The sequence below is a fragment of the Secundilactobacillus folii genome (genome assembly GCF_009720675.1).
Lineage (GTDB): Bacteria > Bacillota > Bacilli > Lactobacillales > Lactobacillaceae > Secundilactobacillus > Secundilactobacillus folii.
In genome coordinates this window covers 17,452-34,210 of the sequence record NZ_WNJO01000018.1, presented here as the reverse complement: position 1 = coordinate 34,210, position 16,759 = coordinate 17,452, and the positions used below count along the sequence as shown (strand labels likewise).

Here is a 16,759-nt window from a genome sequence, read left to right as displayed (position 1 = left end):
CGCTTGATCGTTAACTGTAACTTTGGTCTCTGCATCCTTCGGATCAGTGGCTAATGGATTAATGGTATAAGTCCCACCAATGAAGTCACTAGCACTGAACGTGTAGTTCGGGTTAGCTTTTTCGATCCGAGAAATGGCATCAGCATTCAATGCAACTTGGTAAGTGCCCACATTCGTTGGAATCGTAGCACTGCCATCAAATGTAAAGTCCGCATTCGTTAAGGCAACATGGTTGACCACCTTGTCACCGTAAGTAACGGTAAACGTTGGTGTGTCATCACCATAGGTGATCGTTTGATCGTTAACAGTAACTTCAGTTGTTTTATCATCTGGCGTAGTACCTAATGGATTAATGGTGTATGTCCCACCAATGAAGTCACTGGCACTGAACGTGTAGTTCGGGTTAGCCTTTTCAATTGCAGCAATGGCATCAGCGTTCAATGCAACTTGGTAAGTACCCACATTCGTTGGAATCGTAGCACTGCCATCAAATGTAAAGTCCGCATTCGTCAACTCAACATGGTTGACTACCTCATCGCCGTAAGCAACAGTGAACGTTGGTGTGGCATCACCGAATGTAATTGTTTGATTGTTGACACTAACTTCTGTTGTTTCATCACCTGGAGTGGTTTGAAGTGGCGTTATAGTCAACGTTCCTGGAACAAATGTAAGATCATAATTCGGATTGTCTGTGCTTAGCGAGGTCCCAGTAATTGTGTACGTACCCACGTTTTCGCCAGCCAGGCGAATCAGCTTATATATTAACGAATCCTGGCCTACCTTGCCAATCTCTGTAGCAGTTAAAATGGGATCCGCTTCTCCATAGACCTTTGTCTGATTATTCACTTGAACTGTTACGGGAGCTTTAGTAATCGTAACCGTACCAGCAATGAAGTTAGCAGCAGTCAACGAATAATTGGGGTTCGCTTTGATAATTTCTTGCTGTTTGGCCGTACTCAGCGTCGCCGTATACGTGCCCGCATTTGTCGGTGACGCAACCACATTACCATTCGCATCAGTAAAGACAAAATCGCTATTACTGTATGTGACGCCTGCTAAACTAATTTTATCTGATCCAGCCTGCAAGGTAAGTGTCGGTACTGCTTGCCCATAAACTAAATTAACCTTGCTGACCGTAACCTGGTCAGTTGCCTGATTAGGATCCGTCGCCTGGGGAGTAATAGTAAAAATACCCTTTCCAAAGGTCACATCATAATTGAGATTATCTGTCGCTGCATCAGTCCCCGTGATTGAATAAGTACCAACACTTTCACCAGATTCCCGCGAAATAGTGTACTTCAAAGTATCATTACCCTTAACTCCTGAGACAGTAACAGTAAACGAAGGATCCGAAGAACCAAAGACTTTCGAGGCATCTTTAATGGTTACTGTAGCATCTGCTTTGTCGATAACTAACCAGCCTGAAACCGGACTAATAACATAGTTACTGTTAGTTCCATTATTAAAGGAAAGCATATAGGTGCCGGCGTTAATCGCTTTTTTAGTTTGGCTACCAGCAGTAATCGTATAATTGATCTTATCCCCAGCTAGGAAAACGCCTGAAGGAATTGTCCCGGTAAAATCAGTTATTAAACTACCCGTATATGTCCGGTGAATTGTTTGAAGAGTTAAAGCAACTGGTTTAGGATTAACAGTCAGTTTTCCTGTAATGGCTCCCAACTTTGTCATATCATAGCCACCGACAGCAGCAAACTTGGCCAAGCCACTGGCTGATAGCTTGACAGTATAGGTTCCAGCGTTCAAATGTCCTGAACCAGAAAGCACTGGTGCAGCCCCAGATTGATCAGTAATCGTAAAGTCTGCTGCGTTTAAGCCGCTGACTGTTGGTCCATTTTCCGTAACGTTAAACGTATACGTACCGTTACTATCATCACCATAAGTAATCGTCGAATCATTTATAGATGCGGTTGCCAATTGGGCTTTAACAGTTAAAGTTGCCTGACCAATAATGTATTCAGCCGTAGCAGAGTTAAAATATTCAAGATTAATTTTATAGGTGCCAGGAGTCTTACCATCTATACTTGCGTAATCCGGTGAGGAAACAAGACTTTTATCCAGAGTATTACCACTATCATCAACAACTTTGGACACAAATGTCGAAAGGGCCGGCACAGGATCACCAACAGTTATAGTCTGATTATTAGGCGTAATACTGGCACTCGATTTTTTATAGACATAATTAAATGTACCCGTTTCGTTGACATTATTGCCCCTAAAACTATCAAACATGGCATTTAAAAATTGTTCCATATTGGTTGCGGTGGTAAGGCCACCCAAATTACTAAAATAATACTGCAAACTCGCTGAAGCATCAGCCACAAAGGCAATTTGCGTTTTATCCATATCAATTTGATACCCGGCAACATACACCGGTTGCTGAAGCAGCGTCGTATCACTTATTGCGCCTGAAAGTGTTTTCGAAGGCGCCAGTGTGTTACCATTCCCGTCCTTATACGTATACGTAACCGTATAAGTAGCCGCCTTATTTGTCACCTGGATCAGCTGGTCATTATCGTCTAGCACATAAATAGTGCCGCCCTTGGCTTTTGACTCCGCATTATAGGTCTCCAAAAAGTTAACTAACTCATCATGTGTCAACCCGGTCGTGGCCGTTTTAATTTGATTTAAAGTTAAATTAGTGTCAGCTAAATTAAGGCTAGCTTGTGACATCGTCATAAACTTTAATGCACTCTTTTGAGAAGTGGCTGCAGTAGCTGCGACCGATGCAACTTCACCACTAGAACCAGTTGCGGTTGACTTTAGGCCATCACTCGAAGCACCAGAACTGACAGAATTTTCTGTACTCGAAAGGCCAGCACTAGATAGTGGTGCTGTTGATTCAATACTGTTAACGTTTGCTTCACTAGCAGAAGAGGCCTGACTTGTGGTTTTAGAACTCGTCGCAGAGGATGAAGATGCCCCCGATGCTTTTGAAGTTCCAGTGGTAGAAGCTGCGCTATTAGACTTGCTCTCAGCCGTTGAAGCTGCGAGTGTAGCACTACTACTACTTGCACTGCTGGTAGCTGTTGAACTAGTAGCCGTCGTAGCAGACGTATCAGCGGCACTACTGCTAGAAGTAGCTGTATCTGATGTAGCGTCTGAATTACCACTAGTACTACTTCTTAAGACTGCAACGTGACTACTCTCGGACGACGAGGCGGTCGTATCAGACGTTTGATCCTCAGCCGACGTATCAGCGTGACCAATCGTCTCTGAACTAATTAACCCAGCAGACATTGACAGCAGAAAAATACCCGCATAGAGCCAGTGCTTCCCTGCCTTAAACATTTTATAATGTTCTTTTTTATCTCCGAAAGCCTCGAGTCTTTTTCTATCGAAATGTTGTTTAAAACCAAAATGCACGTTCATTTTAACTCCCCCTCATAACGAACGTAATTATATAAATAACCGTAAAATTACTCCTAAATTTGAAACGGTCTGATAAATTGGTAAATCTGATCAAGATCCAACATTAGATTAGAAATAACTAAAATTCAATGTCACGAACATGCCATTTGTAGTTTCCTAATCACACCCATTAAGTGATAGAGTCCAAATCAAATCTTCAAAATAATAAATAATCATTATTTGAAATTAGTAAAGTGCTATGAAAACTTGTGTTACTAGTCTTATAATACACCCATTTCTGATTAAAGCCAGAAATTCAAAACATCATAATGATACACTCTATTTAGACTGTCATATATAAATTACTAATGTTATGGATAATTTTCGACATATATTCATCCTTTAAGAATCCCGATATATCCGTGATTAGACGAACTTGTCAAAACTTAAATTCAAAATATCACACTCGTCTTATTCACTAATTAAACCGCCATTTTCCCAAAATTTTTAATTTTAAGTTGGATTTTATAAAAAATTGGGAGACTTTTAATTGACTTACTCAAATAAATTCTAATGGAACGCTAATTTGTTCAATTTCATTTTCATTTTATATATATGCCAGAAAAGTTTCAGGCCCTTTTTACTCAATAATCAGCAAAAATAATCGGCCGACAAAAAAGCATTGTCCAGCTATCCGCACTGATCAATACTTGTTTAAACCTACTAGATTAAACTGCTAATCTGCTGAGGTATCCGCACTTGCTGACTGCAGTTCTGCTAAAAAAGCACTGCCGTACTTCTGTAATTTGCTTTCCCCAACACCACTCACAGTTAGCATTTCCTCATCATTTTGTGGCATGACCGCACACATATCATGCAGAGTCCGATCAGAAAAAATAACAAACGGTGGCACGCCCTGCTGCTTAGCAAATTCACGGCGCAACGACCGTAATCGTTCAAATAAGGCATCGTTTTCAGGCAGAGCATGAGTGGCCTTAACAGCAACCTTTCGACTGACCTGCTCCTTACCCTGTAACACGGCAACACCTAAATCACTGACCCGAAGAATCGGGTACTGGCCGCCCTCCGAGATCAAATAGCCGGAGGCAGTTAAAAAGTCAATCAGCTCAGCCACTGACTTCTGCGACTCCTGTTTCATGATGCCGTAAGTTGATAATTCATCAAAGCGCAACTGTTTGACACGGGCAACACTGGATCCCGTTAGCACCTGGGCAACCAAAACTTTGCCAAAACGCTCGTTCATCCGCTTCACACAGGACAAGACCTTCTGGGCATCAATGGTGATATCTTGTTTCTCACGATCATCCAAACAGTTCGAACACCGGCCACACTTCTCACCATCTTCACCAAAGTAATTCAAGATATATTGCTGAAGACATTCCTGCGTATTGGCATACTGTGACATCGCCTGCAGTTTATCATATTCTCGCTGTTTCCCGGCCTCGTCGCGGTCGGACTGATCAATCAAAAAGTGCTGGATTTGCACATCGGATAACCGAAACAGCAAAATTGCCTCACTGGGTAAGCCGTCGCGTCCAGCCCGGCCGGCTTCTTGGTAGTAGGCTTCCAGGCTACCGGGGACTTGAGCGTGAATCACAAAGCGCACATTACTTTTGTCGATACCCATACCAAAAGCGTTGGTCGCCACCATAATTGGAACTCGATCGTACAGAAAATCCTCTTGGTTTTCCCGCCGTTCCTCTTTGGAAAGCCCGCCATGATACATTGTTGCCTCGATATGCCTGCGATTCAACAGCTTCGTCAGGCGTTCAACTTCTTTCCGAGTACTAGCGTAAACGATTCCTGATTGACCGGCGTTTTGCCGCAAGTATTCGATTAAAAATTTATCGTTATCTTGATGTTTAACGATTTTAAACGCCAGGTTCGGGCGCGAAAAGCCGGTTTTGACTTCTTTAGATAATCTGAGCCGGTCACAAATATCACGGGCAACTTTAGGCGTGGCCGTAGCCGTCAACGCAACGATCGTTGGCTGACTAGGCAACTGTTCGATGGTATTAGCTAGATTTAAATAACTGGGGCGAAAGTCGTGGCCCCACTGAGAAATACAGTGGGCTTCATCGATGGCTACCAAGTCAATCGGCAGTTCAGCCAACCGGTTCAAATATCCAGAATCCAATCGTTCCGGCGAAACGTACAGTAGTTTGACTGTTCCAGACGCTGCCTCCTGAAAGCGCTGGTCAATTGCTTGATAATCGAGTGAACTATTAATAAAGGTGGCTGGAATACCGTTTTCATTGAGGGCGTCCACTTGATCCTTCATTAAGGAGATCAGCGGCGACACGACCAGCGTCACACCCGTCAGCATGAGGGCCGGAATCTGATAACATAAGGATTTTCCGCCACCCGTGGGCATAATGGCCAGGACGTTTTGATGGTTCAAGATCGCGTTAATGACATCTTCTTGTCCCTTACGAAAAGTATCGTAGCCAAATTGTGATTTTAATATCGTTTGTGGCGTCATGTTTTTCGTTCCCTTCAAAATTCGCTTCCTCCAGTTTAACAGAAATTGGGCGTCAATGTTAACTACGTGATAGGCTGGTTCAGCGTTTTCCAAAACAAAAAATTGATTGATTTGAAATTATCTAACACTAAAAGAAGTCCAAGCCTGAAGTTAGGCACTTTGCTGATCCAACAGTTGATTTAACCTCGCTTTTAAATTTCAGGCACGCCTTTGTCTTTTTCAATACGCAAGTACGCAAGCTCGACTAACCAGCATTCTCAGGCAGACAAAAACCGCTCAACTGCATTGGCAACTGAACGGTTTTGTATTTTGATGATTATTTTGCTGTTATATAGCCTTGGGCCTTCAACAGTTCAGCACATTCAACGGCACCACCAGCAGCACCGCGAGCGGTATTATGGGACAGACCAACAAACTTCCAGTCAAAAATCTTATCCTCGCGCAACCGACCAATTGAAACACCCATTCCGTGTTCAAAGTTCACATCTAAGCGAACCTGTGGCCGATCATCTTGAGTCATGTAGCGAACAAATTGCTTAGGGGCGCTTGGTAAGCCTAACCGCTGTGGTTCACCGCTGTAGTTTTCAAGCGCATCGATCAAATCTTGCTTGGTTGGATTTTGACGGAAATTAACGAAGGCCGCCGCCGTATGGCCGTATAAGACGGGGATCCGGATACACTGTGACGTGATAACCGTGCTTTCATCCGGTACAATCGCTTTCTTCTCGTCATCCACGTGACCCCAGATCTTTAATGGCTCACGTTCTGATTTTTCCTCTTCACCTGAAATGTAAGGAATCACATTGCCAACCATCTCTGGCCAGTCCTTAAAGGTCTTACCAGCGCCAGAAATTGCTTGATAAGTCGTTGCAATGACTTGAGTTGGTTCAAATTGACGCCAAGCAGATAAAGCTGGCGTATAACTTTGAATCGAACAGTTAGGCTTAACGGCGATAAAACCGCGCTGAGTTCCCAGCCGCTCCCGTTGATACTTGATGACGGCCGTATGATCCGGATTAACTTCTGGGATCACCATTGGCACGTCGGGCGTCCAGCGGTGAGCACTGTTATTTGAAACCACCGGTGTCTCAGCTTTGGCGTAGGCTTCTTCGAGTTTTCGCGTATCCGCCTTATCAAGTTTGATGGCACTGAAAACAAAATCGACTTGTGAAGCAATATCGTCCACGTTAGCAGCGTCTTGAACCACCATGTCTTTGACGACATCGGGTACTTCGCCTTCCATCTTCCAGCGACCATTCACCGCTTCCGCATATGTTTTACCAGCACTGTGAGAACTAGCAGCAACCAGCTTGATTTCAAACCACGGGTGGTCCGCTAAAATTTTAATGAAGCGTTGACCAACCATCCCTGTTGCACCAATAATTCCGACCTGTAACTTCTCACTCATCAAACATCCCTCGTTTTCATTACACATGAATTTCAAATCATTTTTTAATAGTTCAAATTAAACGGCATTTAACACGAATAGTCAAGTGTTAGGCCTTTACCGCGACAAAGGCCTTCATCCGTTTCATGGCTTCAGCTAAGTCGTCATCCGAAGCGGCATAGGAGAAGCGGATATAGCCTTCACCCCCAGCACCAAATGCACTGCCAGGTACGCTGCCGACCTTGGCTTGTTCAGCCATTTCGTTCGCAAACCTTTGATCATCCTGCCCATAACTGGCAGGAATTTTGACGAAGGCGTAGAAGGCACCTGATGGGGTCGCCATCTCCAAGCCCATATCACTCATTGATCGCGCCATAAAATCACGCCGCTTTTGGTAGGCTTCACGCATCTTCACTGGGTCTTTCAACCCGTTATGAAGCGCTTCAGCAGCCGCAGCTTGAGCCGGGTTCGACGGTGAAGTCACCAGGAAGGCATGCATCTTAGTGGCATTAGCGACAAAGTCTTTCGGACCCGCGATGTAGCCCATTCGATAACCGGTCATTGCGTGCGATTTAGACAGGCCGTTGATCAAGATCGTTCGCTCCGGGATCACGTTGGCAATCGAATAGTGATCAACGCCATAGGTCAGTTCACTGTAAATTTCATCGGCAATCACGTATAAGTGGTGGTCAGCGATCACTTTGGCCAGGCCTTCCACCTCTTCTTTACTGTATTCAACACCGGTTGGGTTGCACGGGTAGTTCAGTAACACGGCTTTCACCGAATCGCCCTCTTTAGCCAGCACCTGTTCAAGTCGCTCAGGCGTCAGCACAAAGTTGTCCGGTGCGGTATTGACCTGCACAGTTGTACAGCCGGCGATGGTGACGAGCGGAAAATACAGCGCGAAAGCCGGCGTCGGAATTACGACCTTATCACCGGGATTTAAAATGGTAAAAAGTGACGCGGCAATGGCCTCAGTAGCGCCAACCGTCGCAATGATCTCAGTTTCTGGATCATAGTTTAAACCCTGACTTGCCATTAAATAATGGTGAATTCCCTGCCGCAGATAAAGGGTGCCCTTTTGGGGGGAGTAATGAGAGTCGTTTGCTTGAATACTCTTAATTGCAGCTTCCTTAACGTGTTCAGGAACGTTGAAGTCGGGTTCACCCAAGGTCAAATTGATGATGCCAGGGATCATAGCAAACTTCTGGTTCACCGCACGAATGCCGGAAGGTCCAACTGAATCTAATTTTTGGTTCACTTGTGGTTTTAAATCTTTGGCCAATTCGGGCAAAACAGTCACTCCATTTTCATTAAGATTAAAAAATCATTATCTAAAATTATAAAACAATTAAAGCACATTTTCGAGGCCGACAACTAATTCTTTCAGATCCAACACGTGGTCCATGGCCACTTTTACACCGGACATGAAGGATTGGCGGTCAAAGGAATCTTGCCGAATCGTCAGCGCTTCACCGGGGCCGCCGAAGAGTACTTGCTCGTGGGCAACGTAACCCGGTAACCGGACAGCATGGATGTGGATACCGTGATAATCTCCGCCACGCACTCCGGACAAACTCTCCGTTTCATCAGGATTACCCTGCTCGTGCTGAGGCCGGACTTGATCAATCAGTTTGGCAGTGCTTAACGCGGTTCCAGAAGGGGCATCCGCTTTATTGTCATGGTGCATTTCAATGATCTCAACATCCGGGAAGTATTTGGCAGCTTCCTGAGCGAACTTCATCAATAACACTGCTGACATGCCAAAGTTGGGGGCAATCAAACCGCCTAAGCCCTTTTTAGATGCCAAAACCTGCAATTCACTGACCTGTTCATCCGTCAGCCCCGTTGTGCCAATCACGGGATGAATGCCGTGTTCAATGGCAAACTTGGTGTTCGCGTACACCGCGCTTGGTAACGTAAAATCAATCCAGATATCCGCATCAGTTTGAATGTCATTTAAATTACCAAAAATCGCCACGTTAGCAGGTAACCCGTAATCTTTTGGATCAGATGAACTGAGGCCCGACGCGAAGCCAGCAACGAGCTCATAGCCGTCACTATTTTGCACCAGCCGAACGGCCTTTTGACCCATTGCACCAGTAAATCCAGCAATTAATACCTTTGTCATTTTGATAAACTCCTCGTTTTACTTCACTAATTCTTGTGTTAATGCATCTTCATCCATGCCCAAAGCGATTGCTAACTGACGCTTTTCGTCGTCGTTCAACGGTAAGATTGGTAAACGGCAGCTGCCGACTGCGTACCCTTGTGCATTTAAAACCGCCTTAACGGGTGATGGTGATGGGAACATAAACAAAGCAGCCATCTTAGGCGTTAATTGGCGTTTGAGGGCACCGGCCTTATCGAGGTCACCGGCGTACAATGCATCGTACATCGCGCGAATCTCGTCACCATAAATATGTGACGCAACTGAGATCACACCGGAACCACCAACGACTCGGGCTGACAATGCCTGGGCATCTTCACCACTGTATACGTAGAAATCATCGCCAGTGTGCTCAACTAAGTATTCGATGTCTTCAATGGAAGTACACTGCTTAACACCGGCAATACGAGGATGCTTCGACAAGGTCACAACCGTCTCGTTAGCCATGGTAACGGCGGTACGGCCTGGAATGTTATAGATGATGATCGGCTTTTCAGCGGCATCCGCTACGGCCGTAAAGTGAGCGATTTGTCCACGTTGGTTAGGCTTGTTGTAATAGGGTACAACGACCAGTTCGTAATCCACGCCTTCGATCTCGCTGACTTCCTTAGTAAAGGCAACCGTTTCAGCAGTGCTGTTACTGCCGGTGCCTGCAATTACTGGCACCCGCCCGCCAATAATTTGGGCGAATCGAGTGTATAATTCAATTTTTTCATCGTGACTCAAGGTTGGTGTTTCACCAGTTGTCCCGCCGATAACAAAGCCCTTACTGCCAGTTTCCAGTAGGTGGTTAGTCAAGCGTTCCAAAGCTTCATAGTCAATGTGGTCATTGGCGTCAAATGGTGTGATGATCGCGGTCATTAAATCTACGTTTGCTAAAGTTGTCATGGTAATATCCCCTTTTTTGATTGGCTCAGTGTTCATTTTGCATCTTACAATATAACTAAATTTTGAGAAATTTCTGCGCACTTCATTAACACAGAAATTTAGTTAGATCACTTATTCTGACATCCGGCTTTCTAAAAAACCGGTGATAGCGTTGATGCCCTTTTCAATTGACGATTCCTTTGGGTTCAGCGTGGCTGAATGGAGCTGTGAATCATCGTCAACACCGAGCCAAAACATGGTTCCCGGAATCTTTGAGAGCAGGTAACCGAAATCTTCGCCGGTCATTGCCGGCTTGGTTTCAACAAATTCAACGTCAGGATTCGACTTCATATAAGTAATGAAGCGTTTGGTCAAAGCCGGATTATTTTCGACTGGCAAATAACCGCCTTGGTTGAGCGCTACCTTGACGTCACAGTTAAAACTTCTGGCGATGCCATCACCCACGTCTTTTAAACGCTGATCGATTTTTTTGATCATCACTTGTGTGAGACCGCGAATCGTACCTTCAATGTGGGCGTGACCGGCAATCACGTTACGAATCGTACCAGCTTCCATTTTACCCAGTGTGATGACACCGCCTTCAATGGGATCGATACTCCGCGAAATGATCGTCTGTACTTGACCAATCAGTTGCGCAGCAGCAACCACCATATCGTTGGCATCTTGTGGATAAGCTGCGTGCCCGCCCTGACCAGTCAGATCGATGTTGACTTCGGTCGTCCCGGCAAACAGCGTACCCATTCGCGCCCCAATGGCACCTGCTGGAAGGTCTGGATTATCATGTAACCCATAGAACTCATCTGGACGCCATTGGCCTTCAAAGACACCTAATTCGTAGGCTAACTTACCGCCATTTTCACTTTCTTCTGCCGGTTGGAAAAAGAAAATCATGTTATCGCTGGGCTGATGTTCTGAAAAATAACTGAGTACTCCTAGTGCCACCGTCATGTGGATGTCGTGCCCGCATGCATGCATGACACCGGGATTTTTTGAAGCAAATGGCAGCCCAGTCTTTTCGCTGACTGGTAAAGCGTCAATGTCAGTACGATAGCCTAACGTTCTCTTAGGGTGACTGCCAGCAACCCTGACCAGCAACGCCGTGGGTAATTCATCAATGTGTCTAACCTGCAGATATTGCTGATTAAAACCGGCAACGACCTTTTCCAGGTAGGCTGACGTCCGCACTTCTTTAAGTGCTAATTCTGGCATTGCGTGCAGGTCACGTCGAATTTGAATTAAGGCTTTCTCCGTTAATACTGCCATTCTCATCACAACTTTCTTAAATCGTCTTCCAACCCGGTCTTCGACTCCGTTTGATCATCTACGTTTTTAATGAATCGAGCTGGCACACCGGCAACCATTGTATGCGGTGCAACATCCTTCGTCACGATTGCTCCAGCAGCTACCACTGCGCCTTCACCAACGTGGACGCCTTCGATCACCACGGCATTGGCTCCGATCAACACGTTATCATCAATGCGAACCGGCTGTGCTGAAGCTGGCTCGACAACCCCTGCTAACACGGTTCCGGCACCAATATGAGCGTGTTTGCCAACAATGGCACGGCCACCAAGTACCGCCCCCATATCAATCATGGTGTCAGCACCAATTTCGGCACCAATATTAATGATGGCACCCATCATAATGACGGCATTGTCACCAATCAAAACCTGGTCGCGAATGATGGCGCCCGGTTCAATACGGGCATTGATATTTTTCATATCTAGTAGTGGTACCGCTGAATTACGAGTTTGATTTTCGATCTGTGTATCAGTGATTTCACTTTGATGCTGTTTGAGAAAGCTTTCAACATTTTGCCAGTCACCAAAAAGAACACCGGTCTTAGTTTCAATAAAAGCTTTAATGCTATCTGGCACCTTCAGGTTTGCAAGATCACCCTTGATATAAACTTTGACCGGCGTCTTCTTTGGTGCGTTACCAATGAAATCAATAATTTGTTGTGCGTCTAATTCAGCCATGTGACTGCCTCATCTCTCTTAATAGTTTTATATAATAGGAAGTTTTTACGTTATTTAACTTGATAGGACCGATCTAAGTGGGTCAAATCAGCAAAGGACTCACGTTCAACGACCAATTGTGATTGGCCGTTTTCAACAAAGACAACTGCCGGGCGCGGATTACGATTATAATTGGAGGCCATCGAATAGCCATACGCTCCGGTATCCAAAACGGCTAAAACATCGCCTGGTTTACTAGCCGGCAATGGTTGCTGATCAATCAAAATATCACCTGACTCGCAATATTTACCAGCAATGTGAACCGTTTCTGTTGGCGTTGCGTTGGGCTTATCGACTAAGACAGCTTCATATTCGGCCTGATATAATGCGGGCCGAATATTATCGCCCATACCGCCATCAACGGTCACATAGGAGGTTAAACCAGGGACGTCCTTGCGTGACCCGATCGTGTAAAGACTGTAACCTGCTGGTCCGGCAATCGAACGTCCAGGCTCGATCCAAACCGCGGGCATTTCCAAATCATGATCGGTGGCACTTTGCTTAATGGTTTTAACGATGGCATCCACGAAATCTTCTGGGGCTAACGGGTGGTCATCCTTGGTATAGCGAATCCCGAAGCCACCGCCCACGTTGATCACTTCGGGTTGATAATGATACTGATTTTGCCAACTAGCGGCAATCTCGACCAATTTTTGAGCCGCCATTTGGAAACCCTTTAGTTCGAAAATCTGGGAACCGATGTGAGCGTGAATACCAAGCATGTTCATGCGGTCGTTGGCTAGTACTTCTTGCAAGGCTTCGTCAGCTTGACCCGACTTCAAATCAAAACCAAATTTACTATCTTCTTGCCCGGTCGAAATATATTCATGGGTATGGGCTGAAACACCTGGTGTGATTCGAAGCATGACCGATACGCTGGCGTCATGCACCCGAAGCACTTGATCGAGTAGTTCGATCTCGTGAAAATTATCTAAAACGATGACCCCCACGTGGTTTTCAACCGCCATCTTCAACTCTTCTAGTGATTTATTATTACCATGAAAACTAACGCGACTCATTGGAAATCCCGCCCGAATCGCCGTGTACAGTTCACCGCCAGACACAACGTCGATGTGCGCATCTTCTTGGTCAACCACTTGATACATCGCAACCGTTGCGAACGCTTTACTAGCGTAGCAGACAGCGTAGTCAACGTGATTTTGTTCAAAGACGGATTTAAACCGCCGGATTTGATCACGGATCTTAGCAACGTCGTACACGGCAAGCGGGGTCTGGTACTTGGTTGCTAATTCATCCGCATCGACACCGCCAATGGTGAGATGTCCTGCTTCGTTGATCTGTTCGTTCGTCAATTGTTCACTCATGTTATATCCTCCGGTGGTTGATTTAGGCACGAAAAAAGGTTCTTTTGTTTGCGCTAAACAAAAGAACCCCAATTAAATACATACATTATTGGACTCATGTTCGATAGCGCTCCGCGAATCCTATATCCGCGACAGTTCGTGATTTCTTGGACCACGTCCCAGCAAACTGACCGCTGTAACGGTTCAGCGCTTCGGCAACCGCCCCTTTTAGCCTGTTTCATCGTCATTACAGTAACTCGGCAGACTGACTCTTGTTGGTTGCGACCTCTTCGATTTAACTCAAAGTTTATAATTGTTTTCTCACTTAGTCAAGTCTTTTTTCATTTTCGGCTTAGATTAATCCCCATTTTAACTTGTACGTACACTAGCAAATCTGACAAGAGAGTGCATTGACCTTTTCGAACAATTTGAGTGCAAATGCCGTCGGATCTCCTAGCTACCAGCCTAGACCTCAATCAGTCCAACTATGACCTTTGGACAAAAATAAAATTTAAAAAACTTTATATCTACTTAGAGGCAAAATTAAGCGCCGCACTTTACATCCGAAAAAGGTTGCCAAAGCGAAATAAACTGTTAGAATTCAATGTAATTATTAACCGTTGATGATAAAAAACGGATTAGGGAGTGTTGATCGTGAAAGTCGTTAAGTTTGGAGGTAGTTCCTTAGCGGACGGACCTCAGTTTGAAAAGGTAATTCAAATCATGACTTCAGACCCAGAGCGTCGGGTAATCGTGACCTCGGCTCCGGGCAAACGTCATGAAGGTGACATCAAGGTCACTGACCTACTAATAGAATATGCAAAATTAACGATTAAACATGCAGACACCAGTGATATTTTTGACCAAATTTTTAGTCGTTACCAGGCAATTGGCGACTACTTCAACCTCACTGAAGATGACCTGGCGCCGATCTGGATGGCCCTCAACCAGTTGCCCGCTCAAGATTACCCGGATGACGGTTATTTAATGGCAGCTTTCAAAGCCCATGGTGAGCGGTTGAATGCCCGCTTAATGGCAACCGTCATGAACCACCAAAACATCAAAGCACGCTTCGTTGATCCAAAGGAAGCTGGCATTATAGTGACTGATGAGCCTAACAACGCTACCGTATTGCCCGAAACGTACGCTAATTTAGCGGAGCTCTCCTATCAGGATGAGTTACTGGTATTTCCAGGTTTCTTCGGTTTTACCCCGGCTGGACAGATTGCGACTTTTTCGCGTGGCGGTTCCGATATCACAGGAGCCATCGTGGCCCGCGGCTTAGGTGCCGACCTCTACGAAAACTTTACTGATGTGGACGCGATTTATGCCGCTAATCCTAAAATCGTTGATCATCCAATGGCCATTCACCGCATGACCTACCGCGAAATGCGAGAACTTTCATACGCTGGGTTCTCTGTCTTCCATGATGAAGCCATCATTCCTGCAATCGAAGGACAGGTGCCAATCAACGTCAAAAACACTAACCGACCAGACTTACCCGGCACGTTGATCGTTCCGGAAAAGAACTTCCAGCCTGATCAAACGATCACTGGTGTGGCCAGTTCCACTCGGTTTGCCGCTCTTTACTTGCACCGCTACCTGTTAAACAAAGAAGTTGGCTTTACGCTGAAGTTGCTGCAGGTGCTTAAGAAATACAACGTGTCCTATGAACACATGCCCTCTGGGATCGATGACCTCACCGTGATTTTTGATAAGACTCAGTTTGGTGACGATACCGTAAAAAAAATGTGTCATGACATCCGTGAGGCTCTCCATCCGGATACACTGGAGTGGATCGACGACTACGCCATCATTATGGTGGTTGGTGAAGGCATGAAAAACAAAATCGGTGTGATCGAACACATTGTTCAACCGTTAGTCAAACGCAACGTTGGTGTGCACATGATCAACCAAGGTGCGTCCCGAATTTCAATCATGCTAGGAACACGCCGTGCGGACGCCAACAAGGCGGTGCAAGGCATTTACGATGAATTTTTTAGCAACGAACCCGTCGAAAATCGAAGTTAAAACAAGACATTTAACCCGTTGCCTGATAGAATGGCAACATTACTACAATGAACATTGAATAATAAGGAGCGTTAAACATGGTGCAATTACGCAAAGTACATGGTTCTGAAAACCACTTTTTCTTACTGGATCAGACCACGCTTGAAAGCCCACTGACCGACCCTGAACTGGTCGCGTTAGCACAACAAATTACCAACCCTGAAACCGGTATTCTGGACGGAGCAGACGGCTTGCTGGTCGTGAATACTTCGACACATGAAAATGCACTGGGACAGATGCGGGTGATCAACGCTGATGGTTCTGAAGCTTCAATGTGCGGCAATGGCTTACGGACAGTGGCCCGCTACTTAGCTGAAAAAAATCACACGAACCAATTTAAGATTGAAACGATGACGGCCGACCTGCAAGTCAGTCGGCAAAGTGACTTGGCAGCCCAAGTACCGGCGTTTAGCGTTGAGATTTCACCAGTTCGTTTCCAACCGGCTGACTTTCCATTCACGAACTTGGGCAGTGAACCCTTAATTGATCAGCCGGTACCTGCATTTGTCAGCGGCTTAAACTTTACCGCAATTGCAGTACCCAATCCGCACCTGATCAGTTTTGTTGATGAAGACGTGATGAACGGCGATGACCTTGGTGAATTAGGCGCTCGTTTGAACGGCAAAAATGACTACTTCCCAGACGGCGTCAACGTTAGTTTTGCCCAAATTCTAGGAAAGAATCAGTTGTTTGTGCGGACTTATGAACGCGGTGTTGGTTTCACCAATGCCTGCGGTACAGGCATGTCAGCAACCAGTTTAGCGTTTGCACTGACCCATCCAAAGCTAGCAGAATTTGAACACACTATCACCGTTTATAACCCTGGTGGCATGGTTAAGACCAGGTTGCACAAGGCTGAGAACCGCTACTGGATCGATCTGATCGGTAACGCCACCGAAACACACCTGATCGACGTTGATGAATCCGCCTTGCACCAGGCCAATGTGATGCTTGATAACACCTCAATTGAAACGACAACTGAAGAGATGGCCTATCAAAAATTCGTGGCTGACCTGCCAAAGGTTTCTGCAATCGCTGTTAAAAAGTGAA

The 16,759-nt window shown here is 45.5% G+C and carries 11 protein-coding genes and 1 riboswitch; of the genes, 2 read left to right on the top strand and 9 right to left on the bottom strand.

Going from position 1 to position 16,759, the window contains the following annotated elements:
- The 9 genes from GM612_RS11075 to lysA form a co-directional block, all read right to left on the bottom strand.
- The coding region (locus tag GM612_RS11075; protein ID WP_155432419.1) for an MBG domain-containing protein at nt 1–3,390 on the bottom strand (3,390 nt) is incomplete at its 3' end.
- A gap of 715 nt (nt 3,391–4,105) precedes the next feature.
- On the bottom strand, nt 4,106–5,872 hold the full coding sequence (recQ, locus tag GM612_RS11070; RefSeq protein WP_155432420.1) for a DNA helicase RecQ: 1,767 nt from the start codon (nt 5,870–5,872) through the stop codon (nt 4,106–4,108).
- Nucleotides 5,873–6,188: 316 nt separating this feature from the next.
- Nucleotides 6,189–7,280 carry an aspartate-semialdehyde dehydrogenase gene (gene asd, locus GM612_RS11065; RefSeq protein ID WP_155432418.1) on the bottom strand — a complete coding sequence of 364 codons (1,092 nt, stop codon included), beginning with the start codon at nt 7,278–7,280 and terminating at the stop codon, nt 6,189–6,191.
- 88 nt (nt 7,281–7,368) lie between these two features.
- Complete coding sequence (locus GM612_RS11060; protein WP_155432417.1) at nt 7,369–8,553, bottom strand: aminotransferase class I/II-fold pyridoxal phosphate-dependent enzyme; 1,185 nt, start codon at nt 8,551–8,553, stop codon at nt 7,369–7,371.
- A gap of 57 nt (nt 8,554–8,610) precedes the next feature.
- Nucleotides 8,611–9,390 carry a 4-hydroxy-tetrahydrodipicolinate reductase gene (dapB, locus tag GM612_RS11055; RefSeq protein ID WP_155432416.1) on the bottom strand — a complete coding sequence of 260 codons (780 nt, stop codon included), beginning with the start codon at nt 9,388–9,390 and terminating at the stop codon, nt 8,611–8,613.
- An 18-nt stretch (nt 9,391–9,408) separates the two neighbouring features.
- On the bottom strand, nt 9,409–10,317 hold the full coding sequence (gene dapA, locus GM612_RS11050) for a 4-hydroxy-tetrahydrodipicolinate synthase (RefSeq protein WP_155432415.1): 909 nt from the start codon (nt 10,315–10,317) through the stop codon (nt 9,409–9,411).
- A gap of 111 nt (nt 10,318–10,428) precedes the next feature.
- Nucleotides 10,429–11,580 (bottom strand): N-acetyldiaminopimelate deacetylase, encoded by a 1,152-nt coding sequence (locus GM612_RS11045; RefSeq protein WP_155432414.1) that lies wholly within the window; start codon nt 11,578–11,580, stop codon nt 10,429–10,431.
- A 5-nt stretch (nt 11,581–11,585) separates the two neighbouring features.
- Nucleotides 11,586–12,296 (bottom strand): 2,3,4,5-tetrahydropyridine-2,6-dicarboxylate N-acetyltransferase, encoded by a 711-nt coding sequence (gene dapD / locus GM612_RS11040; protein ID WP_155432413.1) that lies wholly within the window; start codon nt 12,294–12,296, stop codon nt 11,586–11,588.
- A gap of 50 nt (nt 12,297–12,346) precedes the next feature.
- Complete coding sequence (gene lysA, locus GM612_RS11035; RefSeq protein ID WP_155432412.1) at nt 12,347–13,660, bottom strand: diaminopimelate decarboxylase; 1,314 nt, start codon at nt 13,658–13,660, stop codon at nt 12,347–12,349.
- A gap of 96 nt (nt 13,661–13,756) precedes the next feature.
- A riboswitch (Lysine riboswitch) is annotated at nt 13,757–13,937 on the bottom strand.
- 356 nt (nt 13,938–14,293) lie between these two features.
- Here lysA and GM612_RS11030 point away from each other — a divergent pair.
- Both GM612_RS11030 and dapF read left to right on the top strand, forming a co-directional pair.
- A complete protein-coding gene (locus GM612_RS11030; RefSeq protein ID WP_343031899.1) occupies nt 14,294–15,670 on the top strand; it encodes an aspartate kinase in 1,377 nt (458 codons plus the stop codon).
- A gap of 77 nt (nt 15,671–15,747) precedes the next feature.
- The gene (dapF, locus tag GM612_RS11025) at nt 15,748–16,758 is read left to right on the top strand and encodes a diaminopimelate epimerase (protein WP_155432410.1); all 1,011 of its coding nucleotides are present in this window, start codon (nt 15,748–15,750) and stop codon (nt 16,756–16,758) included.
- The last annotated feature ends 1 nt before the right edge of the window (nt 16,759 follow it).